Origin of the sequence: Chelatococcus daeguensis, from assembly GCF_001887265.1 — a bacterium.
Taxonomy (GTDB): domain Bacteria; phylum Pseudomonadota; class Alphaproteobacteria; order Rhizobiales; family Beijerinckiaceae; genus Chelatococcus_A; species Chelatococcus_A sambhunathii.
In genome coordinates this window covers 3,250,689-3,275,473 of the sequence record NZ_CP018095.1, presented here as the reverse complement: position 1 = coordinate 3,275,473, position 24,785 = coordinate 3,250,689, and the positions used below count along the sequence as shown (strand labels likewise).

Below are 24,785 nucleotides of genomic sequence, written 5' to 3'. Positions count from 1 at the left end.
CTGCCATGGTCACCCGCACGACATTGTCCGCAGCAGCGCCCTGGACGAGGCTCGCCACCGGTCCGGAGGACTGGGATGCGGCCGATCCGGCTCTCCTCGGGACGATGCTGGCGCAGATGCATCTCATTCGCGCCTTCGAGGAGGAGGTGCTGGTGCTCGCGGGCGAAGGGCTGGTGCACGGGCCGGCGCACTCCTCCATCGGCCAAGAGGGCGGGGCAGTCGGCTCCATCGTCGGCCTGCGGCCGAGCGATCAGATCAATGGCTCGCATCGCGGGCATCACCAGTTCCTCGCCAAGGCGCTCGCTTATGCGGCGCCGGGGCTCGATCCGACGGGCGCCCTCCCGGAGACGGTCGACCGGGTTCTCTACCGCACGCTGGCGGAAATCCTTGGGCTCGAGCCCGGCTTCGGCCACGGGCGCGGGGGCTCGATGCACTTGCGCTGGGCCGAGGCCGGGGCCCTTGGCACCAATGCCATCGTCGGCGGCGGGGTGCCGCTCGCGGCCGGTGCCGCCATGGCCCACAAGCTCGCCGGGACCGGCGACATCGCCGTCACCTGCTTCGGCGACGGAGCCATGAACATCGGCGCGACGCTGGAGACCATGAACCTCGCCGCCGCCTGGTCGCTGCCGCTCCTCTTCTTCGTCGAGAACAATTTCTATGCCGTCGCCACCCGTGTCGACGAGGTGACGCGCGAGGCGCGCCTCTCCGGCCGCGCGCCGGGCTTCGGCATTCCCGCCTGGCGCGTCGACGGCATGGACCCGCTCGCGGTCCACCTCGCCACCGAGGAGGCAGCGGCGCTGCTGCGCGCGGGACGCGGCCCAGCGCTCATCGAGGTCGAGGTCTACCGCTATTTCCACCAGAATGGACCCTTCCCGGGCTCGGCCTTCGGCTATCGGCCGAAGGAGGAGGAGGCGGCGTGGCGCGCGCGCGATCCGCTCAAGCGCACCGCCGACGAGATGATCCGCCGCAAGCTCATCGACGAAGCGGCCGTCGCCGATCTCAGGGACCGTTGCGAGGCGCTGATGCGCGACATCGCCGGGCGTCTCGTCGAGCCGGAGGGCAATCGCCGGCGCATCCGCCCCGGCCTGTGGCCGGACAAGGCCTTCGTCGACGTCGGCATCCGTGCGCCCTTGCCGGCCCACCCGCCCGGGCGCCGCACCGAGGAGGAGGCACGGGGCCTGCCCATGGCCGAGCGCCGCTTCGTCGATGCCATTGCGGACCTGCTCAACCGCCGCTTCGCCACTGAACCCTCGCTCGTTCTCATGGGCGAGGACGTGCATCGCCTCAAGGGCGGCACCAACGGGGCGACGCGTGGTCTCGCCGATGCCCACCCCGGCCGCGTGCTTGGCACGCCGATCAGCGAGGGCGCCTTCACCGGCCTTGCCGGCGGGCTCGCCATCGACGGGCGCTACCGGCCGATCGTCGAGCTCATGTATCCCGACTTCATGTGGGTCGCGGCCGACCAAGTGTTCAACCAGATCGGCAAGGCGCGCCACATGTTCGGGGACGACACCGACGTGCCGCTCGTCCTGCGCACCAAGATCGCCATGGGCACCGGCTACGGCTCCCAGCATTCGCTCGATCCCGCCGGCGTCTTCGCCACCGCGCCCGGCTGGCGCATCGTCGCACCGGCGACGCCCTTCGACTACGTGGGGCTGATGAACGCGGCGCTTCTCTGCCGCGATCCCGTCCTCGTCATCGAGCACGTCGATCTCTACCAGATGACGGGTGCGGTGCCGGCGGACGATCTCGACTATCTCGTCCCGCTCGGCAGGGCACGCATCGTACGGCCCGGCACCGAGATGACGGTGCTCACCTACTCTGCCATGGTGCATCGCACGCTGGAGACGGTGGACGCGCTCGGCGTCGACGCGGAGGTCATCGACCTGCGCACGCTCGACCGCTTGAGCCTCGACTGGGAGACGATCGGTGCCAGCATCCGCCGCACGCACAACGTTCTCATCGTCGAGCAGGGTGCGCGCGGCACGTCCTACGGCGGCATGCTCGCTGACGAGATTCAGCGCCGCTATCTCGACTGGCTGGACCAGCCGGTGCAGCGGGTGCACGGGCGCGAGGCCTCGCCCACCATCTCCAGGGTGCTGGAGCGTGCCGCCTTCGCCGGGCCGGCCGAGATTGCCGCAGGCCTTGCGCTGACGATGGCCGAGAAGGGAAGGCCGCTCGATGCGGCGGCGCTGGGGGCGCTGGTGTGATGGCGGGCAGGACAGCCGCAGACAGCATGGAGAGCTTCGATTTCGTCATCGTCGGCGGCGGCAATGCCGGCTGCGTCCTCGCCGAGCGGCTGAGTGCCGGAGGGCGGCATAGCGTACTGCTCCTCGAGGCGGGCGGGCGTGACAGCGGCTTCTGGATCCCGATCCCCGCCGGCTTCAGCAAGCTTCTCGTCAATGACGTCTACAACTGGCGCTTCGCCACCGAGCCGGAGGACAGCGTCAAGGGCCGCTCCATCGCCATCCCGCGCGGCAAGGGGCTCGGCGGCTCCACGCTCATCAACGGCATGATCTACGTGCGCGGCCAGCCGCAGGACTACGACACCTGGGCGCAGATGGGCTGCACCGGCTGGGCCTTCGACGATGTCCTGCCCTATTTCCGCAAGCTGGAGGCTTTCGACGGTGCAGCGGACGAGACTCGCGGCCGGGATGGCCCGCTCGCCGTCACGACAGTGACCGAGCGTCCAGCGCTGGCCGAGGCCTTCATCGCGGCGGCGGGGGAAGCCGGCTTTCCGCGCAACCGCGACTATAACGGCCGTGACCAGGAGGGCTTCGGCTATTACCAGGTGAGCCAGCGGAATGGCCGCCGGGTCAGCGCGGCCGATGCCTATTTACGCCCGGCCCGCGGCCGGCCGAACCTTGCCGTCCGCACCCATGCGCACGTGCTCAGCGTGGATTTCGACGGCCGCCGCGCCACCGGCGTCACCTATCGCAGCGGTGGCCGTGACGTCAGCGTCAAGGCGCGCGGCGAGGTCATCCTCGCCGCCGGCGCCGTGCAGACGCCGCAGCTGCTCGAGCTCTCGGGCGTCGGCGATCCGACGGTGCTCACCGGGCTCGGCCTGCCGATGCGGCACGCGCTCGCCGGGGTTGGCGCGAACTACATGGACCACTTCTGCACGCGCATGAACTGGCGCGTGAAGCAGAAGGTGACACTCAACGAGGCGACACGCGGCTACCGCCTCGCGCTCGCCGTCGCGCAATATTTCCTGACGCGAAAGGGCATCCTGACGCTCGGCACCGGCCTTGCGCACGGCTTCGTCAGGACGCGGCCGGAGCTTGCCGGGCCCGACATCCAGTATTTCTTCATGCACGCGAGCTATGCCAATGCGGCCGAGCGCAGGCTCGACCGCGAGCCGGGCATGACCATCGGCGTCACGCAGCTGCGGCCGGAATCGCGCGGCAGCATCCACGCCCGCTCGCCGGATCCGCTCGCGCCGCCCGTGATCCGGCCGAATTTCCTCGCCGCGCAGGTCGACCGCGACTGCATGGTGGAGGGCATGCGCATCGCGCGCCGCATCGTCGAGCAGCCGGCCATGGACGCCTTCCGCGCCCACGAGATGAGCCCCGGGCCCGACTGCCGCAACTATGACGACTGGCTCGATTTCGCGCGCAGCAACGGCCAGACGATCTATCACGCCTGCGGCACCTGCCGGATGGGCACGGACGAGCAGGCGGTCGTCGATCCGCGTCTCAGGGTGCGCGGTCTCCAGGGGCTGCGCGTCGTCGACGCCTCCATCATGCCGACGATCGTCTCCGCCAACACCCAGGCGGCGGTCTTCATGATCGCCGAGAAGGGGGCGGATCTCATCCTTGCGGATGCGGCGCAACATTGGGACGTGGGTAGTGGTTTCAGCACACCGGCGATGGTGTCCAGAATCCCGGCGGGGCCGACCGAGGAAAACGCTGGCCATGGCCGGGGAGCATGACATACCGCCCGGGCGCTCCTCTGCGAGGCGGTCGATCTCGCCTATGCGAATGTCGTCAAAGGCGGATGACCCTTCGGTGCCGTCGCCGTGAGGGAAGGCGGCCATTCCTGCCCGATGTGCCTCGCCACCATGCGCCCATCCGGCGTCGGTGCGGTCGTCTATGCCTATACGAACGAGGATGCCGCGCTCCACGGTCTGTCGACTGCGGCGATCGAAGCCGATCTTGCGGGCCCTTCGCCGCGCAGTCGATGACCATCAGCCACGATCCCATCCGCCTCGACGAGCGTCCGGACCTCTATGCGGCCTGGCGTCAGTGGCAGCAGAGTAAGGAACGCCGCGACGGAAGCTGACCGGCGCGCCTGTCCGTGCGGCAACGCGCTTTCCTCCTTCACCCCGTGCGAGTAGAATTGGCAGACGATGAGAAGGGGGCTGCGGTGATCGCAAGCATTCTCTCGTTGCCTTTCGCCGGATCGTCATGGTGCCCTCGTCGCTCCGGGCCGGTCCGATTCGTGACTTTCCTCGGTGCCTTTCTTTTCGTCCTTGCCGCTGGCGTTCTAGCCCTTCCGGCGCAGGCCGATACCCGCCGCGTCGCGCTCGTCATCGGCAATGCACGCTATGACACCCTGCCGGCGCTGAAGAACCCGGCCAACGAGGTCGAGGAGGTGACGACGACGCTGCGGCGCGCAGGCTTCGATGTCATCGCCGGTATCGACCAGGACCGGTTGGCGCTGGAGGAGAGCATCAAGCGCTTCTTCCGCTCCCTCAACGGGGCGGATGTCGGGCTCTTCTACTATTCGGGCCATGCGGTGCAGCTGTCGGGCCGCAACTATGTGGTACCGACCGATGCCACCCTATCGACGGCCTATGACGTGGAGATCCAGACCGTCGATCTCGAGGCGATCCTCGACCAGATGCGGCGTACGGCGAAGACGCAGATCGTCTTTCTGGATGCCTGCCGCAACAATCCCTTCCGGGCCGAGCGCTACTGGGTAGCGGAGAAGCTGCGTCCGGTGGAACAGCGCCAGGGCCTTGCGGACATTCGCCCGGGCATCGGCACTCTCATCTCGTTCTCCACTGAGCCCGGCAACGTCTCCTATGATGGCGAGGGGCCGCTCAGCCCCTTCACGCAGGCCTTCACCTCCCGGGCTCTGACGCCCAACCAGGAAATCCGCTCGCTCCTCACGGACGTGCGCCGCGATGTCATCAAGGCGACCGGCGGCCGACAGGTGCCTTGGGAGAATTCCTCGCTGACCGACCCGTTCTATTTCATCTCGCGCGACGTGGCACCGGTGGTTGCGCCGATGCAGCACGTCCAGGTTGCCGCCGGCAGCACCATCCGCGTGGGTATCCCCGAGCCGCAGACCTACCAGGAGGCGGACCTCAAGGTTTCCTTCGACCTTTTGCCGGAGCAGGGCCGGATCCTGCTCGACGGCGTGCCCGTCGCCGCTGCTGAGCCCTATCCGGCCTCGGCTCTCGGGCGGATCGTCTACCGCAGCGAGGGGGTCGCGCCCGGTTTTGTCGGCATTCTGGGCTACACGGTATCCAACCGCTTCGAGCAGTCGAGCCGCGGGCTCGTTGCGCTCACCGTGACGGACGCGACCGTCGCGCAGGCCGGAGCGCGCGATACGAAAACCCGGCCGACCCGCTCCGCCGAGGCCGAAGACGGCGCCGTGATGGAGCGCTTCGCCAAGCGCCTCGCGGCGCACAAGGCGCGCGTGCCCATCGGCGTCGGCCCCGTGCCGCTCGGCTTTCCCGCTTTCGAGGCACCGGCCGGTGCGGGCGAGCCCATCGTCTCGGTCGATGCCATTCCGCCCAAGGGTGTGTTGCGGCTCGACGGTAAGACGGTGCTCGCCGGGGCACGCATCGGCGCTTCGAGCCTCGCCCGCCTCGCCTACGAGCCGCAGATCGGCACGCAGGCCCAGGCCTTTTCGCTGACGCTCGGCCTGCCGAGGGCGGCGGGACGCGCGCCCCTGGTGGCGAAGGTCGCCGTCGAGCCCGTGCTGCACGCCTGTGACGTGCTGGCCGGCGAGCCGCTCGACCTTGCCGGCGTTACGGCCGGCGTCCTGCCCAACGAGATCGACGGGCCGAAGGCACTCGCCGCCTGCAACGAGGCGCGCCGCGACTATCCGCAGGTCACGCGCTTCCTCTACCAGCTCGGTCGCGCCCAATTGGCGAGCCGCGAGCTCGACGCGGCCTGGGCGAGTTTCGAGGAGAGCGCCGCGCGCGGCCATGTGCGGGCGCTCAACCAGCTCGGGTATCTGTACACGGTCAATGCCGGCCGGCCGATGGATCGCGCCAGAGCCAACGACTACTATAGACGCAGCGCCGACCTGGGGGATCCCTACGGCGTCTACAACTACGGCCGGGCGCTCTTCTACGGTCGCGGCCTACCGCAGGATGTGCCGGGTGGCCTGGCGATGCTGCTCAGGGCAGCGGAGATGGGCCACACCTATGCGATGAACGAGCTCGGCGCCATCTTCCTCTACGGCCGCAACATGTCGCCGGACGAGGGCCGGGGCGTCGCCTTCTACCGGGCCGGAGCGGCGCGCAAGGACATCTATTCCTTCAACAATCTCGGCCTTGCCTATCTCGGCGGCACGGGCGTGGAGAAGGATCCGAAGCGGGCCTACGATTTCTTCACCGCTGCCGCGAAGGACGGGCACCCGGCCGCGCCCTACAACATCGGCCGCATGTACCGCGACGGCATCTTCGTGAAGCGGGACGCGGCGGCGGCGGCGCGCTGGTTCGAGCAGGCGGCCGAGCGCGGCGACAGCTGGGGCGCATCGGCCCGGGGCGAGCTCGTTCTGGCCAAGCCGACGCCACGCAACCGGCAGATCGCAGCACAGTTCTTCGCCCTCGCCGTGGCGCTCGACCGCACCAACGGCAATACGGCGGCGCGGGAGCGCCTCACGCAGCTTCCCGCCGAGGCCAAGACGGCCGCCGCCCGCGAATTCGCCCGTCAGCTCGGGCGCAGCTTCGACGCAGGGGGCGGTGCGCTCGACGACACCCTCGTCGCACTCGCCCGCGACGCCTGGCAGCAACGCAATCCCCGGGTCGATCTCTTCTGACGGAAAGGAAGACGCAGATGTCCCACGGTGCCACGACGAGCGTCGCTGTGGCGACGCTGCTGCTGCTCGGCGCAACGTCCCTCACGGGGTGCATGACGCAGACACGGCCCTATGACACGGCGATGGAGCCCCGCACCTCCCGCACGACGACGGCGGCACCGCGTGGAACGACCTCGCGGATACGGACTACTGCACCCACGAGGGCGCCGCGGTACTTCTCACCAAGCGATTCCGGTAACGGAGGAAATGACGGCGGCCCCGGCGGAGGAGGACCAGGTGGAGGTGGCGGCCCCGGCGGAGGAGGATCGGGCGGTGGTGGTCCAGGCGGCGGCGGAGATCCCGGGAGTGACGGCGGTGGCGGTGGGTGGCAGGGCTGAATGCTGCAGCTACTGATTCAACCGCGAGCAGAAGTAACAGCCAGCCAAGTGCAACGTCCCTACCGTAATGGCCGGGCTTGTCCCGGCCATCCACGCCCTTGATCCTGCATGCTGCTTCCACTGCGTGGATGCCCGCGACGAGCGCGGGCATGACGGCCTTGAGGGATAGGCGGGCGCTCCAGCCCGCCTGACAAGACGTTGCCGGCTGCTGACGCCGGGCCCTCACAGCCGGGCCCGGCGTCACCTGATCCTATCGATACCCGTAACTCGGCGAGGTCGGCATGGGCTGGCGCTGCGGCATCGGGCGATAACCGCCGTCATCGCGCATGCGTGGGGGGCGTGGCCGGCTCATGCCGCCGAAGATGGCGCCACCGATGATGTCGACCGCGATGGCTGGGCCGGGGTCATAGGTGCGCACGGGCCGCTCGACCCACACAGGCTCTTCAAAGTCGTCCGCCGGCGCGGGCGCGCGGCGCGGCTTGGTCGTGGCCTTCTTCGTCTTCTTCGGTGCCGGCGCGGGCGTCAACTTGGTCTTTGTGGGCTTGAGCGCGGGTGCCGGGGCGGGGCATACGGCTGCCAGCTGCAGCCTTGCGCGCTCCGGCGCGGTGGCGGCGAGGCGCATGGCCGCCTCGGCGTGCGAGGAGCCGGGGAACAGGCGCAGATAGAGGGCGAAAGCGTCCTTCGTGCCGTCGCGCACGGCCTCGGCCCAGGCCATCTCCTCCTGCCGCAGCGTCAGGATGCGGTGCACGCGCAGCGCCAGCAGGTCGTCGGGATGGGCGGCGAGGAACAGGCGGTAGGCGTCCAGCGTGTCCCAGTAGAGGGCGGTGCGGAAAGCCTCCGCCGCCGTCTGTCCGGTGAGGGCGGCGGTCGTGACCTGGGCGGCCCCCGTCGAGCCGGTGGTCTCAACCGTGTCGGCTGCCGTCTGCGGCGGTCCTTCGAAGAAGCTGAATGGCGTCGTCAGCGACGAGGTCTCCCATGGTGTCTGCTGGCCGCCGGTGGTCTCGTAGACGGCGAGGCGCACCTGGCGGAACAGCTGCTCCACCGGCAGGCCCGGCTCCCGTACCAGCTTGAGGAAGGCGGCGGCGAAGGGGCTGTGCTCGCCGGTGCCGTCGGCCGCCGTCGCGCCCGGGGAGGTCGAGAAGGCGACGAGGGTGCCGCCCTTCGATTCGATGCGCGCAAGGCCGGTCTCGCCCGCGGGGCCGGCGCCGGCACCGTCGAGGAGCGTCAACGCGAGACCGCGCGCTCCGGCCGGGTTGACGAAGGGATTGTCGCGGCAGGAATCGAGGATGACGATCTTGGTGCGCGCTTTCGTGGCGTCGAGGCGCTTCAGGATGTCGGTGAGCGAGACCGACTGGCCGGGCACGTCGGCATCGGTGCGGGGCTTGACGTCGATCGGCAGCAGGTAGTTCGTGCCGGCGAGCTGGACGGCATGGCCGGCGTAGAAAACGACGGCTGCCGCATCCTCGCCCGCCGCCTCGACCTTCTTGGCGAAGGCATCGAGTGTCGCCTGGAAGGCGGGCAGGGTGGCGTCAGCGAGGTGGACGACCTCGAAGCCCGCCTCCGTCAGGGCATCGCGCGTCGCCGCCGCGTCCCGCATCGGGTTCGGCAGCGCGGGGATCGCCTCGTAGGACGCGTTGCCGACGACGAGCGCGACGCGCTTGGCGGCTTCCGCCGGCCATGGGGTGAGGATGACTGCAACGACGGCGGCGGCGAGCCAGTTCACGAGATGGCCCGGCCGCATTGGCCGGGGAACCACGGCTGGACTGGTCATGAAAATACCCTCCTCAGCCTGCGAGACGGCGTCTCGCGCGCGCACCGGGCATCCATCATGGATGGCAGGCTGTCGGCCTCGTCTCTTCCGGGCGATTTCGCCGCGCAGGCTGCCGCGCCTGCCTGCCGGTGCAGTCCGACGTTAGGCGGGTCTTTCGCCAGCTGCCGTGAGGCGGCGCACATGCCGGCCCGCCGACCGTTCCCGCCGGCTTCCCGTGCCATCAGCCCTCATCGTGCTGTTGCGCACCGCTGCCGGTCTCTTCGTCAGGCATTCTACGCCTGTCTCGACCAGAAGACACGACTTTCACCCCTCCGCCGCACATGGCGGAGGGTTTTCTTTTGCTCGTTCATCAGCGCCAAGCATAGGCGAAGGTGCCTTCTTCGATGAAGACCCGCGCCTCCGCGACCGCTCCCTTGCCAAGGGAACGCTTCAGGAACTCGCGCGAGAGGGCGGGCAGCAGCGTGTTGGTGATGACGTTGTCGATCATGCGCCCGCCGGATTCCGGGTCGCGGCACAAAGCGACGATATGGTCCACCACCTCATCGTCGTAGATGAAGGTGGCGCCGTGGGCCTCGTCGATGCGCCGCGCGATGCGGCCGAGCTGCAGGCGCACGATGCCGGCGAGCACCTCCTGCGACAACGGCAGGTAGGGAATGATAACGATGCGGCCGAGCAGCGCCGCCGGGAACACGCGCAGCAGCTCCGGCCTGAGGGCGGCGGCGAGCGCTTCCGGATCGCCCGCATAGGCCGCGTCCTGCCCGAGCTCCATGATGACATCCGTGCCGACGTTGGAGGTGAGGAGGATGAGGGTGTTGCGGAAGTCGATGCGCCGGCCGGTGCCATCCTCCATCTGGCCCTTGTCGAAGACCTGGAAGAAGATTTCGTGCACGTCCGGGTGGGCCTTTTCGACCTCGTCGAGCAGGATGACGCTATAGGGCTTGCGCCGCACGGCCTCCGTCAGCCGCCCGCCCTCGCCATAGCCGACATAGCCGGGCGGCGCGCCCTTCAGCGTCGAGACCGTGTGCGCTTCCTGGAACTCCGACATGTTGATGGTGATGACGTTCTGCTCGCCGCCGTAGAGCGCCTCGGCGAGCGCCAGCGCCGTCTCCGTCTTGCCGACGCCCGAGGGGCCGCAGAGCATGAAGACGCCGATGGGCTTGTTCGGGTTGTCGAGCCGCGCGCGGCTGGTCTCGATGCGCTTGGCGATGATCTCGAGCCCGTGTGACTGGCCGATGACGCGCCGGTTGAGGATGTCCGGCAGCGCCAGCACGGTCTCGATCTCGTCGCGCACCATGCGGCCGACGGGTATGCCCGTCCAGTCCGAGACGACGGAGGCGACGGCCGCCTCGTCGACATGGGCGTAGATCTTGCGCGCCTCGGCTTCCATCGCATCGAGCGCGGCGAATTTCTCCTTGAGCATCGCGCGCGTCGCCTCGGCCTCGGGCTCTGTCTCGGCCTCCGTTTCCCCCTCTCCCTTCGGCGCGGCGAGCTTGTCGCGCAGGGCGTGGATTTCGGCGATGATCGCCTGTTCTGCCTGCCATTCCTCCTCGAGACGGGCGAGCTTTTCGGTGAGCGTGCCGATCTCGGTGTCAATCGCGGCGATGCGGTCCTCATCGGCGCTGCCGAGGTCGCGCTCAGCGACGAGCCCGGCCTTCTCCTTCTCGCGCGCAGCGATGGCAACGCGCGTGTCCTCGATCGTCGCGGGTGTCGTGGTCTGGCTGATGGCGACGCGGGCCGAGGCCGTGTCGAGCAGGCTCACGGCCTTGTCCGGCAATTGCCGGGCGGGGATGTAGCGATGCGACAGCTCGACGGCGGCGACGATGGCCGCGTCCGAGATGCGCACGCCGTGATGCTTCTCCATGGGGGCGAGGATGCCGCGCAGCATGTCGCAGCAGCGCTGAACGTCGGGCTCGTCGATCTGGATCGGCTGGAAACGGCGGGTCAGCGCCGGATCCTTTTCGAAGTATTGCCGATACTCCGCCCAGGTCGTCGCCGCGATGGTGCGCAGCGTGCCGCGGGCCAAGGCGGGCTTCAGCAGATTGGCGGCATCGCCCGTGCCGGCCGCGCCACCGGCACCGATGAGGGTGTGCGCCTCGTCTATGAAGAGGATGATGGGCTGCGGTGAACTCTGCACCTCGTCGATGACCGAGCGCAGGCGCTGCTCGAATTCCCCCTTCATGGAGGCGCCGGCCTGCATCAGGCCGATGTCGAGGGCGCACAGGCGCACGCCGCGCAAGGGCGGCGGCACGTCGTCGGCGGCGATGCGCTGGGCGAAGCCCTCGACCACCGCCGTCTTGCCGACGCCGGCCTCGCCGGTGAGGATCGGGTTGTTCTGGCGCCGGCGCATGAGCACGTCGACGATCTGGCGGATCTCTTCGTCGCGGCCGACGATCGGGTCCATCTCCCCCGCGCGCGCTTTCGCCGTGAGGTCGTGCGAGAAGCGGTCGAGCGCCGTGGTGCCGGCCTGCTCCGCCACGGCTTCCGCCCCCGGCGTACCGGCGGCCCTGAGGCCCGCGCCGTCGATCGGGCGCAGGTTCTCCTCCTCGGAGCTGGCCCAGATGGCCCGATATTCGCTCGCCAGCTGATCGACCGGGATCTTGCCGAACTCGCGCGAGGCGCTCGTCAGGGCGCGGCGCAGTTCGAGCGACTTCAGCGCGCCGACGAGGATATGGCCCGTGCGGATCTGTGTCTCGCCGAAGAAGAGGGTGGCATAGTGCCAGCCGCGGTCGAGCGCATCGATGACGGCGTTGGACACGCCCGGCATCTCGGTTTCGTTCTTGGCGAAGCCTTCGACGACATGGCCGATGTCGGCGAGCAGCCGGCCCCGTTCAAGGCCGAAATGGTCGATGGTCAGGGTGATGTCGGCCGCGTCGTGCTGCAGGATGTGGAAGAGCCAGTGCGCCAGTTCGACATGGCGGTTTCCGGCGCCCTTGGCCTGGCGGAGGGCCTGGATGAAGGTCTCGTATCCAACGCGGTTCAGCTTGCCGGTGACTGCTTCGAGCGAAATGTCGGCCATGGGGCGCCCCCTTGCTATCGGGCGTTGATGTTGCGGGCGCGCCGCAGACGCTCGGCGGGGTGGAAGCGCGCATCCCGCCGCACCGTTTCGTCGGTCGCCGCCCAATTTGGAGCCATCCAGCTCGTCCAGCCGAGTTCGCCGGAGCGGCCGAGACGTACGGGCTCGACGCGGCCGGCGGGCAGGGCGAGTTCCACGTCCCAGTCGAGCATGTCGCCGAGGACGTGGAAAACCGCATCCGCCAGCATGGCCGAGCGGTCGCCACCGGGCAGGAAGCGGCGATAGTCGGCAAGGCTGTCCGTGAAAAGGTGGACGCGGAACTTGTCCTCGACGCTGAAGACGCTGGCGCCCACGAGTACATCGATGCCGAGGCCGCAGTGTTGCCGGCCAAGATGCGTGCGCTCATCTTTCTGGAAGACGAGGCGCGAGCCGACAAATTCTTCGATCTCCACATCGATGTCGAAGAGGCCGGCGAGGAAGCTGCGCAGCCGCGAAGCCGAGCGCGCCTGGGGCGCAAGGAGCCCGGCGAAGGCGAGCTTCTCGGCATCCGGCACCGTGTCGCGCCCGCGCATATGCGGGGAGGCGATGCCGACGGCCGCGCCGATATAGGCGCCGAAACGGTCGAGGTCGGGCCGGTCGTGCTGGGCGATGGGCCGCGCATCGGCCCAGGCACGGAAGAAGAGCTGCAGAAAGCGGTGGTTGAGGATGTCGAGGAATCGCGGAAAGGCGTCGTCATGCGCCAGGTGCCAGGCGTGCGCCTCCTCGGTCGTGGCAAGCGGCAGGGCGCCCTGCGGGCCGAGCAGGCCGAGGAACTTCACGAAGAGCCGGACACGCTCGCGGCTGTCGCGGTCGGCGCGGGCGAGCGTCGAGGCGGGGAAGTCGAGGTAGGGATCCTCTCCGAGCGCAACGTAGTCGTCGCGGCGGGTGGCGCTGTCGCCGATGCGCGGGCACTCGGGATGGTTGCGCTCGAGATGGCGCAGGACCGTAAAGAAGTCGAAGCGCCAGGGCTCGCGCCGAAGAGCGTCGAGAAAACGGTCCTGAGCCGCGCGGCTGTTTTCTGCGGCCGACAGTTCGACGGCATCGGCCATTGCGGTGCGCGGGTTCTCGTTCACGGCGGGCCCCCGGCGGTCACATCAGCGTCCTCGATCCGGCGCGCGGCGGCCCGCGCAGGATCTCGCCGCGCTCTGTCGAGAAGATCACCGTCTCGGTGAAATGGTTGAGCGTGACATATTCGGTAAAGAAACGGTCGAGCACCGTGCCGAGCAGGAAGGCGCCGCTGCCTTCGAAGGCCTTCTCGTCGAGCGTGACCGTGATTTCGAGCCCGCGTGCGGCACCGGTGCCGGCGCGCGCGCGCAGCCGTCGCACAACCGGCCGGCTGGTCAGCGAACGGATGCCGCGCAGCCTGCGCTCGGTGGTGCTGTCGGAAAGATCCGCGAAGAGCGACAGGATCTCGCGCAGTGCCTCCGCATTCTGGCCTGCGCCGTGGCGGACGAGACCAAGATGGTTGAGGCTGAGCATGTCGATAAGCCGCCAGGCGACCGTGCCGGTCGAGGCGTTCTCGCCGCGGCTCTGCCGGTAGGAAACGACGGGCTCACGCGGCGGCGTCGGTCCGGCGATGCAGAAGACGTCGAGTGCCACGTTGTCGATGAGCCGGAAGTCCGCCCCGCCTTCGCCGATGGGCAAATGCTCCGGCAGGTGGCGGTTGGAGCACAGGGCCCGCACGCTGAGCTCGGCGATGCTCTCCCCGTCGCCTGTTCCGGCCGGCTCGCCGAGCGTGATGAAGACGTCTGTGCCCGTGTAGTCGGATGGTGCGCCCCAGCGGCGCTCTTCGGCGGAGCGGCGACGTGGCAGCCGGCGGATGGTGTAGAAGGGGCCGCCGGGATGGCTGGCCGCGGCGGCAGAATAGAGCGGCCGCACCGGCACCTTCTCGCGCCCGCCCGTGTAATGGGCATGCACCTCCAGGATGCGGTGCGGCTCATAGTCGAGGTTGCGGCTTCGGTCCGGCACGACGTGATATTCATGCTGGTTCGGCCGGACGGGAATGCGCTCCGTCGTCTTCTCGAACAGGTTGATCGCCGGCACCGCATAGAGGGCGAACATGCCCGGCTCCACCGCCGCCGGAAGGCGCGTGTGCGCCTCGTCGAAGGCCAGGAGGAGGTCGAGCGACCTGGCCTTGACCTGCGGCAGCACCTCGGTGAGCCGCTTCACTCGGAAGCCGAGAAACTTGCGGGGGAAGAGGAAATATTCGCGCAGCAGCTCGAAGCCGCGGAAGATCCGCTTGTCCTGAGGCAGGAGCGCCTCGTCCTCGCCGAAGCCGACCGCCTCGAGGATGTCGGCCGGCATCGGTATGACGATGGGGTCCCCATAGGTGTCGAGATAGCGGAAATAGACCCCGGTGCAGTGGCCGAAGATCTGCTCGTAGAGCGCGATCGCGTCCGCCTCCGCGCCGAGGATGTGGATGGGAAGATCCGTCGTGCGGCAGCCGGCGAACCAGCCCGTGGGCTCCTTGGCATCCTTGTCGGCCGGCTCGTCTTCGCGCCGCGCGGCAAGGCGGTGGGAGAGGGTGAGCCGCAGGCCTGCTGCCACGTCGGCCCCGCCGGCAGCGCCGAGCGCCTGAAGGCTCGCGGGATTGGCGATATATTCGGCCGCCGCCACGTCGAAGGGCCATAGCGTTACGTCGGCGGCGAGCCGGTAGCGGCAGGTCACGCGCCGGTCGCGCTCGCGGTAGGTTGCATCGAGATAGGCGCCGCGGCGGATGCGGCTGCCGTCACGCAGGCCCGGGTCGGAATAGGGCGGCACGATCTTCGCCAGCATCGCAGAGGGCGTCGGGGCAAGATAGTTCGGTACGAGCTGCTCGATGAGGTTGTTGGTGAACTCGGGAAACTCGTGCTTGAGTTTCAGCTGCACGCGGGCAGCAAGGAAGGCGGCGCCTTCGAGGAGCCCCGCGACCATCGGGTCCATGCGCTCGGCGACGAGCCCGCCGAGGCGTTCGGCGATGCCGGGATATTCCTCGGCGAATTCGCGCGCATGCTCGCTGAGCACCTGAAGCTCGCGATTGTAGAGCGCGAGAAACTCCCTGTTCATCGGCAGTCCGTTCCTTTCCGGTCGCCCTGTCGCAACCTCAGCGGCGGGCGACGACCACCTTGCCGGTGTCGAGCTCGACGTCGGCGACGAATTCGACGGAAGCGGCCAGGGGCTCGCAACCGAGCGCGGCCGCGATGAGGAAGCGCACGCGCAGCGCCGCGGCATCGACGCTGTCGTCGCGTACGACCGTCAGGGAGTCGCGTGCAAGGCGAGGCTCGAAGCGGGCAAGCGTCTCGGCAATCTCGGCGCCGATGCTGCCGACGGAGAACTCGTCGATCGAGCGGCGCACGAGATCCGGCCGGCCGTAGTTGAGGATCGAGCAACGCACGTGCTCGGCGGCGTCGAGCGGCAGCGAGGACGCGAGATTGACGGTGTTGAGAAGAATCTCGAGGTCGCGGATCACTTCCTGCCTGAGTTTCGGATCGGTGATAGCGAGGCGCGGGGCGCCGCGCCGCCCGGCGACGATGCGCTCACCCGCCTCGTCTCTCAAGTCGAGCTTCTTGCGCGCGTCGCGGGCCGCATGCGCCTCCCGGAATGCGTACATGAGCGGCGGGCGCAGCCTGTCCTTGCTCTTCGGGTTCACCATGGAACCTCACGCATCCTGCCCGGTATCGTCGGAAAGGCGCGGGCGCCGCCATCAAGGCGGCGCTGCCGGCCAGCCGCCGCTCTAGGCCGAGATGTTCTTCTTCGCATCCCACTTGAACTCGACCGGGGCGCCGAGAGAGCCGTCGGCCTTCTGTTCCTTGTAGGTCATCTTAACCTTGGCGAAGTTGAGCGCCAGCTGCTCCATGGGGATGCTCGACTCGGCGCCGTCGTGCCCGGCCGTGTTGATGGAGGAAATGATGATGTCCTCGAACTCGTAGACCAGGTACTCCTCCTGCTTGCCACCCGCCTTCCTCACGGTGAGCTTGCCCTTGGGGATGTGCTCGCCCTTGGCGCATTTGAGATAGAGCGTTGGGCTCGCCTTGTTCATCCTCATGGTGAAGACGATGTCCTGCAACTGCACCTTGCCGGCGCCGGCGCCGCCACCGTAATGGGCGGTGCCCGACTGGCTGGCGCCCCAGGAAAACGACAGAATGTCGATTTCCTCCTTATGCTTGTCGTCGTGCGATTCGCCCTTGATGCCGTCAAGCTTCAGAAAGTAGTCGACTGATGCCATCGTAGGTCTCCAACGGTTATCTGCAGCCCGGCTCGACCCTAGACACTGAAGGCCCTCGCTCTCGCGTGCCGCCACTGCGGCATCGGGCGGACCTTGTGCGGCAGGGCCCCGGCCCTGCCGTCGTTGTCAGGCACCTTTCACTGATTAACAGGTGCCGGAAGGCGGGATACGAGACTCAGGCCGACATCCATGCCTTCGAGCTGGTAGTGGGGCCTGAGATAGAATTTCGCCGCGTAATAGCCCGGGTTTTCCTCGTTCTCGAAGATGTCGATGCGCGCGTCCGCGAGCGGTCGCCGCGCCTTCGTCTCTTCTGTCGAATTGAGGGGGTCGCCGTCCACATATTCGAAGATCCAGTCCTGCAGCCACTTCTTGAGCTGCTCCTTCTCCTTGGTGGATCCGATCTTGTCGCGCACCATGCACTTCAGATAGTGCGCGAAGCGCGAGACGGCGAACATGTAGGGCAGGCGCGCGGAAAGGTTGTCGGATGCCGTCGCCTCGACCCCGTTGGGCCCGAAATAGGTCTTGGGCTTGTAGAGCGACTGGGCGCCGATGAAGGCCGCCTTGTCAGTATTCTTGCGGTGGACCAGCGGGATGAGCCCGGCCTTGGCGAGTTCGGCCTCGCGCCGGTCACTGATGGCGATCTCGGTGGGGCATTTGAGGTCGACGCCGCCGTCGTCCGTGGGGAACGTGTGGGTGGGCAGGTTGACGACCTCGCCGCCCGACTGCACGCCGCGGATGCGCGTGCACCAGCCATATTCCTTGTAGGCGCGGTTGATGTTGACCGCCATGGCATAGGCGGCGTTCATCCAGGCGTATTTCTCGCCCTTGTGCCCGTCCGTCTCCTCCTCGAAGGCGAATTCCTCGACCGGCTCGGACTTGGCGCCGTAGGGCAGGCGCGACAGAACGCGCGGCAGGCAGAGCCCGACATAACGCGCATCGGGGGAATCGCGCAGCGATTTCCAGGCCGCATAGTCCGGCGTGTCGAAGATCTTGCCGAGGTCGCGCGGATTGGCGAGTTCCGTCCAGGCATCCATACCGAGCAGCGTCGGATCGGCCCCGGCGAAGAAGGGCGTATGGGCCGCGCCCGCGATCTTGCTGAGGTCGCGCAGCAATTGCACGTCGGTCGGCGTGTGGCTGAAGTGATAGTCGCCGATCAGGCAGCCGTAGGGCTCGCCGCCCAATTGACCGAACTCGTGCTCATAGACCTTCTTGAACAGCGGGCTCTGGTCCCAGCGCGCGCCGGGAAAGAGGCGCAGGTTGCGGTAGATCTCGTTTTTCGAGATGTTCATCACCCGGATCTTGAGGGTCGCGTCCGTCTCGGAATTGAAGACGAGATAATGGAGGCCGCGCCAGGCGCTCTCGATCTGCTGGAACTCCGGCGCATGCAGGATCTCGTTCATCTGCGCCGTCAGCTTCTCGTCGATGCGCGCGATCATGCTCTCGATGGTGTCGAGCACGTCCTCCTGGATCACGCTGGTGTCGGCGAGAGCCTGCTGCACCAGCGTCGCGACGGCATTCTCGACTTCCGTCGCCGCCCGCTCGGTGCGGGGCTTGAAGTTCTGCTTGAGGATTGAAGCGAATTCATCGGCATCGCGCGTCGTCACGACGGCTTCGTTCGCCTGCCGTTCGGGTCCAGCTGCTGTGGCCATGGCACCCTCGCCTTACTCTTGCGCTTCGCTCTTGGCTGCCTCGCTCCCGCCCGGCGCGGAGGCGAGCCGCTCCTTGAGGGCGAGCATCAGCTGCGGATCGGCCAGAAGGGCCTTGATCTGGTCACTCGCCGCCGCCTTCCCGTCCATGTAGCGCAGGAGGTTGGCGAGTTGCTCGCGCGCCGCGAGGAGCCTTGCGAGCGCCGGCACCTGCCGCGCGATGGCGGCCGGACCGAAATCCTCCATCTTGCGGAAGCGCAGGGTGACGGAGAGCGCCTCGCCATCTTCAGTGCCGAGCCTGTTGGCGACCTTGAAGGACACGCCCGGCTCGATGGCCGCCATGCGCTGATCGAAGTTGTCCATGTCGAAGTCGAGGAAGTTCCGGTCCGCGATGTCGGGCTTTTCCATGCCGGCGTCGTTGCCGGACAGGTCTGCCATCACGCCCATGACGAAGGGCAGCTCGATCTGCCGCTCGGCGTCGTAGGGATCCTCGTAAGAAATGTGCACGCGTGGCGCGCGGTTGCGACGGATGAACTTCTGTCCGGAGTCTGCAGCCATCGGATATCCCCTTCTGCGCGTCAGCGCGTCCGTCAGGGCGCAATTACTCGGATTGCCCACGGGCAACTCGACGAGCCAAGAAGAGCAACGTCGTTTTCGCAAGCACGGCGTCAGTCTTCGGCATCGGATGACCTTAGCTGATCCGATAATACATCTTTTAGCAGACCGAGGAAATCGCGCTGTGCGAGCCCGCACGCGCGCTCGGTCAGGAGCGGAATGGGACTCGAGGGTTCCGCAGCGCGGTAATATGTGCCGACCGCTTCGATGAGCGTGAGCGCCTCGCGCCGGCTCGTTGCCGCCAGCTGCGGCCGCGGCCCGCCGGCGTCGTTCGCGGACGGCGCCGTTCCCGGAACAGTCGCGGCTTGTCCCCTGCCCGGATCTTCGTCGCCGTCCTCGCCGCCCATCGCCAGAGAAGCGGCCTCGTCCTCCAGGGGACCGCCGTCGTCCGGCAGGAGGCCGGCCAGGCGCTCCAGCGGCAGTTCCAGGACTTGGCGGCTGCCGATTTGGAAAGCGGCCCGATCGGCGAACTCCGGCATCAGGATGCGAACCACGTCGGCGAAGGATTTGCCGATCATCTCTCGCGCAAGGCCGACAAGGAGGATGGCCGGGTTCGACGGTTCCGCGCGGCGGAAATAGGCTGCTGCTGCGGCGAGCGCGGCGGAGGCTTCGTGCGGCGCGGCGATGACCGCAGTTGCCGGACCGGGGCCGGCGAGTGGCCGCGGCGCCTCGCTCGGCGAGTTATCCTGCGCCTTGGTGGGCGGAGCGGACCCGGCACCGGGATCCCGCCGGGCAACGGCCTCGTCGAGAAGCTTGAACATGGCGTCCGCCAGGGGGGACAGCCGCTCGAAGCTCACCGCCTCCGCGGCGCCGACATTCTCCAGCGTCACGAGGCGGATGCCCGCGAGTGCCGAACGCAGGACGGCGAGGGCATCGCGCGTCGAGACGAGGTCCGTCAGAGGCGTCTCGGTGAAGGCGGCCTCGATTGCGGCGACTCCGGGAGCGTCCTCGCCGTCCCGCGGTTCGGCGACGCCGCTTGCCACGAGGTGGCCGCGATAGCTGATCGCGCCGAAGCGGCGGCTGTGGGCGATTGGCACATGCTGAAGCGGCATGACCACCGTCGGCATGTCGTCGAGGGTTTGCAGCGCCGCGCAGCGCAGCGTGAAGTCGCCATCCTCACCGGCGGGATGCACCTCGCCCCAGCGCTCCGTTAGCAATGAGGCGATTCCGGCGAGGCAGGCAGCAAACTGGTCGAGATCGCGGTTGAGGATGAGGAGCTTGGCCAGCAGCACCAGGAGGCGCAGGTCGCGCGTGCCGGCGAGCAGGCTGGCGAGAGCCGAAATCTCCGCCGGGATGTCGATGCTCCCCCTGTCGAAGGGTACGAGCCGGCCCTCGGCGTCGTGGCTGAGGAAGGAGGCCGGCAGCAGGCCCTCGAGGCGGGCGACGAAGTTCATGTAGTTGGCATCGCCCGCGAGCTCGAGGTCAGGCCCGCAGGGCGCATCCTGCGAGACGGGGGCGGTGAGGGTGGAAAAGTCGATCTCCGGCATCGGCGGGCGAAGTTCCTTGCGAGGGGCCACCGAAATGCCGGAGATCGCGGCTGCAGCTCTTGCCGAGCGGAGAGCGTCTTCGCCGAAACGGACCTTCGGTTCTTCGCCGGCCGGCGTCCATTTCGGCGGCAAATGCTCTAGCGGATCTCCAGGCGCGTCTCGACGCGCCGGTTGGCGGCATCATAGGGGTTGGCCGTGCGCGGCCGTGTCTTGCCATAGCCTCTCGCCGTCAGCCGCGAGACGTCGATGCCCTTCTCGGTGAGATAGCGCACCACGGAACTCGCCCGGCGCTCCGACAGGCCGAGATTGTAGGCCTCGCTGCCGGTCGCGTCCGTATGCCCCTCAACGAGGAAGGTGGCGGTGGCGAGCCTTTGGTCGTTGAGCGCCTTGGCGAACTCGTCGAGGTTGCGACGCGCCTCGCGCGTCAGCACGTCGGAGTTGTAGTCGAAGGTCACGACGAGATCGAAGGGCTCTACCACCGGCTTGGCCGGGGCGGGCTTGCACTCGGCCTCGGTGCCGATGCACAGCCCGCGGGTCGCGCCGAGCTCCGGTTGCGGCGCGAAGTGCCGGATGATGTCGTTGGCATTGTAGGCTGTCTGCGCCGTTGCTGTTTGACAGAGGGGAACAAGCAACGCAAGCGCGAATACTGTAGGGACCTTGCTGCGCATGGGAGCACACCCGGTCTTTGACTGCTCGACGATGCTCCCATTTTCCTATATTGTCAAGTTCCGTACGTGCGCCACAACACGCGTCGAAGGCTGATCCATGAGCACCGATCTCAGTCAGGCACGGCGTATTGCTTCCTTCAAGACACCACTAGGCGACGATGCATTCGTCTTAACTCGCTTCGATGCTCGTGAGGGGCTGAGTGAACTATTCGAATACAGGATAGATGCTCTGAGTAAGCAGCGAAGCGCCAATCTCGAGCCACTCCTGGGCGAGAAGTGCTCCGTCAGCTTCCGGTTGCGCGACGGCAGCGAGCGGCATTTCAACGGCATTGCAGCCGAATGCCAACGTCTCGACGTGCGCGAGCACGAACAGGTCTACCGTTTTGTGCTCAGGCCCTGGTTGTGGCTTCTGTCTCAGAAGGCGACTTGCCGGATCTTCCACAACAAGCGCGCACCCGAGATCATTTGTGACGTTCTCGACAATGAAAGGGGCGCCCGCTACGAGTTGCGTCTGTCGGACGATTACCAGTTGATGGATTATTGCGTCCAGTATCGGGAGAGCGACCTCGACTTCGTGCAACGCCTCATGGAGGAGCACGGGATTTACTATTACTTCAAGCATACGGCCGACGGGCACACGCTGGTGCTGGCGGATTCCCGATCGGCGCACGAGGAACTGCGCCCCTCGGCGGCGCGCGGCGGGGCGCCGGCTGACGGTGCCTTTCCCTTCCTGCCGCGCGGGATGCACGATCAGCGTCAGTGCGAGCACCTCACGCATTGGCTCAGCGAGCGGCGTCTGCGAACCGGGCGCGTCGAGCTCAACGACTACGACTACACGAAGTCTGGCGCCGACCTGAAGCGTTCCAGGGAGGAGGGAGCCGCCCGGGCCAGGGCCTACGAGCTTTACGACTATCCCGGTCGCTACACCGATCGCAAGGACGGCGAACGCTTCGCCGAGATCCGTGTGCAGGCGGCGCAGGCGCAGGACGACAAGCGCCATGCCAGCGGCGATGCCGTGAGCCTCTATCCCGGGGCTCTGGTGCGCGTCGGCGAGGTGCCCGGCGAGAGCTACAAGGGCGACTATCTCGTGACCAGTGCCCGGCACGGCTTCTCGACCGAGGCCTACCGCTCGCAGGCGGGCTCGGGCGAGGACGAGATCTACAGCGGCTCCTACGAATTCCTGCCGACCGAGCGCCGCTTCCGCGCGCCGCTGGTGACGCCGCGGCCGGTCATCACCGGCCTGCAGACGGCCAGGGTCGTCGGCGAGAACCGGGAGGAGGGCGAGGAGATCGACGTCGACAAGTACGGCTGCATCTATGTCCAGTTCCACTGGGACAGGGACGACAGGACGACGTCGCGCCGCGTGCGCGTCGCGCAGATGTGGTCGGGCAAGGGCTGGGGCGGTCAGGTCATCCCGCGCATCGGCCAGGAGGTCGTCGTCGCCTTCCTCGAGGGCGACCCGGACCAGCCGCTCGTCGTCGGCACGGTCTACAATGACGAGCACGACCTGCCCTACGAACTGCCGGCGAACAAGACCGTGTCGGGCCTCAAGTCCAACTCCACGAAGGGCGGCGGGGGCTACAACGAGCTGAAGTTCGAGGACAAGAAGGGCGAGGAGGTCGTCACGCTGCACGCGCAGAAGGACCTCGCCTCCGTGATCCGGCACCAGGAGACGCGGGAGATCGGCTGGGACCTCAAGAAGCCGACCGGCGATTTCGCACGCAGGACAACCGTGAAGAAGGGCGACGATCATCTCGACATCGACCAGGGGTGCCTCTACGTCACGGCGAAGCTGAAGATCCGCTTCAAAGTCGGCATGAGCACGATCACGATGGATCCGACGGGGGTGACCATCAAGTCGCCGACCGTGACGGTGAAGAGCACGAAGACCAGCGTGAAGGGTGACGCGACCGTCGTCATCAAGGGTGGCATCGTCCAGATCAACTGAGGCCGGCCATGCAGCGGGTGCGCTTTCCCACGGCGAAAAGCTTGTTCGAGGCCTTTCCGGAAGCGGGGGAGGACATCGCCGCCCCGCCTACGGAAGAGCCGCCGCTCACCTTCGCCCGCCGTCTCGCAGCAGGCGAGACGCCGGAGGAGGCGATCACCTTCTGCGCCTATCTCCTGCCGCGGCGCGAGGCGGTCTGGTGGGCATGCCGGTGCGTCCGGGCGCTTGTGCCGCAGTCGGCCGGAGAGGAGGCGGCAGCGCTCGCCGCCGCCGAAGACTGGGTGCGCGAGCCGGAGGACGGGCGGCGCCGCGCCGCGCTCGCCCTCGGCTCGGCCGGCGACCACGGCCGCCCGGCCACCTGGGCGGCGCTGGCAGCGGCCTGGTCCGGCGGCAGCCTGGTGGAAGGGCACACGGTGCCGTGCCCGCCTCACCTCACCGCCAAGGCGGCGCAGACTGCCGTCCTTACGGCACTGGCACATGTGGATGCGCACGAGCGCGGCGGCCAGATCGCGGCCTGTCTCGAAACCGGGCTGTCGCTGCTGACGCCCGACGGCGAGAGGCGCTGAGCCGATACAACCGGCGCGCAAATTGGTCTAGGATCGGCAGGCGATGCGACGTGCGCGGCGCCGATGCGAGGAGGGCGAGCCCGGCGATGGCCCTGACGCTCACGATCGAGAACATGGCCAGCCTGCCCGACGGCGGCCCGCTCAGCGTCTCCGTCTCCGGCCCCCGCGGGCTCGATATCGGTCGCGACCAGCACCTCGACTGGACCCTGCCGGATTCGACCCGCACCGTCTCCGGCAAGCATTGCGAAGTGCGCTATCACGACGGTGCCTACTGGCTGACCGACGTGTCGACCAACGGCACCTATCTCAATGGCTCGGGGCAGCGCATGCAGTCGCCGCACCGGCTGCGCCATGGCGACCGCATCGAGATCGGCGACTACATCATCGCGGTCGCGCTCGATGCGACCGAGCCGGCGTCGCTGCCGGCAGAGGAAGCCCCCGGACCGTCTGCACGCGCGACCGGGTTCTGGAACAGCGCGCCCGATGCCGCCCCCCCCGCGCCGCGGCGCGACTTCCAGCCGGCGCGCGAGTTGCGTCCCGTGCGGCCGGATTTTCTCGACTGGGCGGTCGAAACGCCCGATGTCGCCGCGGCAGGGGGTGGCGCTGGTGCGGCAGGGCCGGCTCCCGCCCGTAGCGGCGTCCCTGCCGGCGAGGATCTGTCCTGGGCGGCGGCGCCCGTGCCGCAGCCACCGGCCGTTGCGCCCGTGCCGCCCGTCCCGACGCCGCGCCGGCCGCCGGCGCCTGCAGCTGCCAATCCGTGGAGCGAGCCGCCGGAGCCGTCGTCCGCGCCGCCCCCCGCACAGGAGCCTGCGCGTGCGGCAGAGCAGGGGCCGCCACCAGCGGTGCCGTTTCCTGCCGCGCAAGGCGCCGATTTCCTCGCCCGCTTCGCGCGCGGCGCCGGCCTGCCCGAGGAGGCGCTTGCCGGCCGTGATGTGGGCGAATTCGCGGAGCATCTCGGCGTGCTCATGCGCCTCGTCGCCGACGATCTCAAGCAGTTGCTCGCCGCCCGCGCCGAGGGCAAGCGCCTTGCCCGCAGCGCCAGCCAGACGACGATCCAGGCCGTCGACAATAACCCGCTCAAATTCTCGCCAACGGTGGACGATGCGCTGCGCCGGATGTTCGGGTCGCCGGAGAGCGGCTATCTCGATGCGCGGCAGACGCTGGCGCAGAGCTTTCGTGATCTCAAGATCCACCAGGTGAAGACCTATTCGGCCATGCAGCATGCGTTGCGCCTGCTGATGGAAGATCTCGCCCCCGAAGCCATCGACGAGGCGACCGGGGATGTGGGGATCGGCGGCCTCATCGGCTCGCGCAAGGCGCGGCTGTGGGATGCTTATGTTGCGCGCTGGCAGGCGAAGACGGCGCCGCACGAGCATGGCCTCGTCGATGCCTTCATGGTTTATTTCGCCGAATGCTACGACAAGGGCAGACGGGGCGGCTGAAGCGCGTCCCTTT

16 protein-coding genes and 1 pseudogene are annotated in these 24,785 nt (G+C 68.1%); 7 read left to right on the top strand and 10 right to left on the bottom strand.

Annotated elements, in window-relative coordinates:
• Nucleotides 1-5 precede the first annotated feature (5 nt).
• The 4 genes and pseudogenes from BOQ54_RS15535 to BOQ54_RS19840 all read left to right on the top strand — a co-directional run bounded on the left by BOQ54_RS15535 (nt 6) and on the right by BOQ54_RS19840 (nt 7,392).
• A complete protein-coding gene (locus BOQ54_RS15535; protein ID WP_071924236.1) occupies nt 6-2,210 on the top strand; it encodes an alpha-ketoacid dehydrogenase subunit alpha/beta in 2,205 nt (734 codons plus the stop codon).
• Nucleotides 2,211-2,236: 26 nt separating this feature from the next.
• Nucleotides 2,237-3,832 (top strand): annotated as a pseudogene (locus BOQ54_RS15530) (GMC family oxidoreductase); the annotation flags it as partial.
• A gap of 608 nt (nt 3,833-4,440) precedes the next feature.
• Nucleotides 4,441-6,999, top strand: coding sequence for a caspase family protein (locus BOQ54_RS15520; RefSeq protein WP_071924235.1), 2,559 nt, complete (start codon nt 4,441-4,443; stop codon nt 6,997-6,999).
• A 246-nt stretch (nt 7,000-7,245) separates the two neighbouring features.
• Nucleotides 7,246-7,392: a hypothetical protein gene (locus tag BOQ54_RS19840; RefSeq protein WP_186437996.1), complete on the top strand. Its 147-nt coding sequence runs from the start codon at nt 7,246-7,248 to the stop codon at nt 7,390-7,392.
• Between the two features lie 234 nt (nt 7,393-7,626).
• Here BOQ54_RS19840 and BOQ54_RS15510 read toward each other — a convergent pair whose 3' ends face one another.
• The 10 genes from BOQ54_RS15510 to BOQ54_RS15465 all read right to left on the bottom strand — a co-directional run bounded on the left by BOQ54_RS15510 (nt 7,627) and on the right by BOQ54_RS15465 (nt 20,819).
• Entirely contained in the window at nt 7,627-9,147 is a 1,521-nt protein-coding gene (locus BOQ54_RS15510) for a caspase family protein (protein ID WP_083585996.1), read from the bottom strand.
• Between the two features lie 349 nt (nt 9,148-9,496).
• Entirely contained in the window at nt 9,497-12,163 is a 2,667-nt protein-coding gene (tssH, locus tag BOQ54_RS15505; protein WP_071924232.1) for a type VI secretion system ATPase TssH, read from the bottom strand.
• A gap of 14 nt (nt 12,164-12,177) precedes the next feature.
• Entirely contained in the window at nt 12,178-13,272 is a 1,095-nt protein-coding gene (gene tssG, locus BOQ54_RS15500) for a type VI secretion system baseplate subunit TssG (protein ID WP_082464884.1), read from the bottom strand.
• A gap of 16 nt (nt 13,273-13,288) precedes the next feature.
• Entirely contained in the window at nt 13,289-15,244 is a 1,956-nt protein-coding gene (gene tssF / locus BOQ54_RS15495; RefSeq protein ID WP_055460458.1) for a type VI secretion system baseplate subunit TssF, read from the bottom strand.
• Nucleotides 15,245-15,281: 37 nt separating this feature from the next.
• On the bottom strand, nt 15,282-15,830 hold the full coding sequence (locus tag BOQ54_RS15490; protein WP_245280599.1) for a type VI secretion system baseplate subunit TssE: 549 nt from the start codon (nt 15,828-15,830) through the stop codon (nt 15,282-15,284).
• Nucleotides 15,831-15,911: 81 nt separating this feature from the next.
• Complete coding sequence (locus tag BOQ54_RS15485) at nt 15,912-16,403, bottom strand: Hcp family type VI secretion system effector (protein ID WP_055460459.1); 492 nt, start codon at nt 16,401-16,403, stop codon at nt 15,912-15,914.
• Between the two features lie 137 nt (nt 16,404-16,540).
• Nucleotides 16,541-18,052, bottom strand: coding sequence for a type VI secretion system contractile sheath large subunit (gene tssC / locus BOQ54_RS15480; RefSeq protein ID WP_055460460.1), 1,512 nt, complete (start codon nt 18,050-18,052; stop codon nt 16,541-16,543).
• Between the two features lie 12 nt (nt 18,053-18,064).
• Nucleotides 18,065-18,607 (bottom strand): type VI secretion system contractile sheath small subunit, encoded by a 543-nt coding sequence (gene tssB, locus BOQ54_RS15475; protein WP_071924231.1) that lies wholly within the window; start codon nt 18,605-18,607, stop codon nt 18,065-18,067.
• Nucleotides 18,608-18,717: 110 nt separating this feature from the next.
• Nucleotides 18,718-20,151 (bottom strand): ImpA family type VI secretion system protein, encoded by a 1,434-nt coding sequence (locus BOQ54_RS15470; protein ID WP_071924230.1) that lies wholly within the window; start codon nt 20,149-20,151, stop codon nt 18,718-18,720.
• A 137-nt stretch (nt 20,152-20,288) separates the two neighbouring features.
• The gene (locus BOQ54_RS15465; protein WP_055460462.1) at nt 20,289-20,819 is read right to left on the bottom strand and encodes an OmpA family protein; all 531 of its coding nucleotides are present in this window, start codon (nt 20,817-20,819) and stop codon (nt 20,289-20,291) included.
• A 97-nt stretch (nt 20,820-20,916) separates the two neighbouring features.
• Here BOQ54_RS15465 and BOQ54_RS15460 point away from each other — a divergent pair, with 97 nt between their 5' ends.
• The 3 genes from BOQ54_RS15460 to tagH all read left to right on the top strand — a co-directional run bounded on the left by BOQ54_RS15460 (nt 20,917) and on the right by tagH (nt 24,772).
• Nucleotides 20,917-22,767, top strand: coding sequence for a type VI secretion system Vgr family protein (locus BOQ54_RS15460; protein ID WP_071924229.1), 1,851 nt, complete (start codon nt 20,917-20,919; stop codon nt 22,765-22,767).
• A 41-nt stretch (nt 22,768-22,808) separates the two neighbouring features.
• A complete protein-coding gene (locus BOQ54_RS15455; protein WP_245280600.1) occupies nt 22,809-23,330 on the top strand; it encodes a DUF6931 family protein in 522 nt (173 codons plus the stop codon).
• An 86-nt stretch (nt 23,331-23,416) separates the two neighbouring features.
• Nucleotides 23,417-24,772, top strand: coding sequence for a type VI secretion system-associated FHA domain protein TagH (gene tagH, locus BOQ54_RS15450; RefSeq protein WP_071924228.1), 1,356 nt, complete (start codon nt 23,417-23,419; stop codon nt 24,770-24,772).
• Nucleotides 24,773-24,785 lie beyond the last annotated feature (13 nt).

What these genes read in the sequence shown, in the direction of transcription:
- tssF (WP_055460458.1), bottom strand. Translation starts at nt 15,244, where the DNA reads ATGAACAGGGAGTTTCTCGCGCTCTACAATCGCGAGCTTCAGGTGCTC.
- BOQ54_RS15535 (WP_071924236.1), top strand. Translation starts at nt 6, where the DNA reads ATGGTCACCCGCACGACATTGTCCGCAGCAGCGCCCTGGACGAGGCTC.
- tssH (WP_071924232.1), bottom strand. Translation starts at nt 12,163, where the DNA reads ATGGCCGACATTTCGCTCGAAGCAGTCACCGGCAAGCTGAACCGCGTT.
- tssC (WP_055460460.1), bottom strand. Translation starts at nt 18,052, where the DNA reads ATGGCCACAGCAGCTGGACCCGAACGGCAGGCGAACGAAGCCGTCGTG.
- tssB (WP_071924231.1), bottom strand. Translation starts at nt 18,607, where the DNA reads ATGGCTGCAGACTCCGGACAGAAGTTCATCCGTCGCAACCGCGCGCCA.
- BOQ54_RS15490 (WP_245280599.1), bottom strand. Translation starts at nt 15,830, where the DNA reads ATGGTGAACCCGAAGAGCAAGGACAGGCTGCGCCCGCCGCTCATGTAC.
- BOQ54_RS15460 (WP_071924229.1), top strand. Translation starts at nt 20,917, where the DNA reads ATGAGCACCGATCTCAGTCAGGCACGGCGTATTGCTTCCTTCAAGACA.
- BOQ54_RS15510 (WP_083585996.1), bottom strand. Translation starts at nt 9,147, where the DNA reads ATGACCAGTCCAGCCGTGGTTCCCCGGCCAATGCGGCCGGGCCATCTC.
- BOQ54_RS15465 (WP_055460462.1), bottom strand. Translation starts at nt 20,819, where the DNA reads ATGCGCAGCAAGGTCCCTACAGTATTCGCGCTTGCGTTGCTTGTTCCC.
- BOQ54_RS15470 (WP_071924230.1), bottom strand. Translation starts at nt 20,151, where the DNA reads ATGCCGGAGATCGACTTTTCCACCCTCACCGCCCCCGTCTCGCAGGAT.
- tagH (WP_071924228.1), top strand. Translation starts at nt 23,417, where the DNA reads ATGGCCCTGACGCTCACGATCGAGAACATGGCCAGCCTGCCCGACGGC.
- BOQ54_RS19840 (WP_186437996.1), top strand. Translation starts at nt 7,246, where the DNA reads ATGACGGCGGCCCCGGCGGAGGAGGACCAGGTGGAGGTGGCGGCCCCG.
- BOQ54_RS15485 (WP_055460459.1), bottom strand. Translation starts at nt 16,403, where the DNA reads ATGGCATCAGTCGACTACTTTCTGAAGCTTGACGGCATCAAGGGCGAA.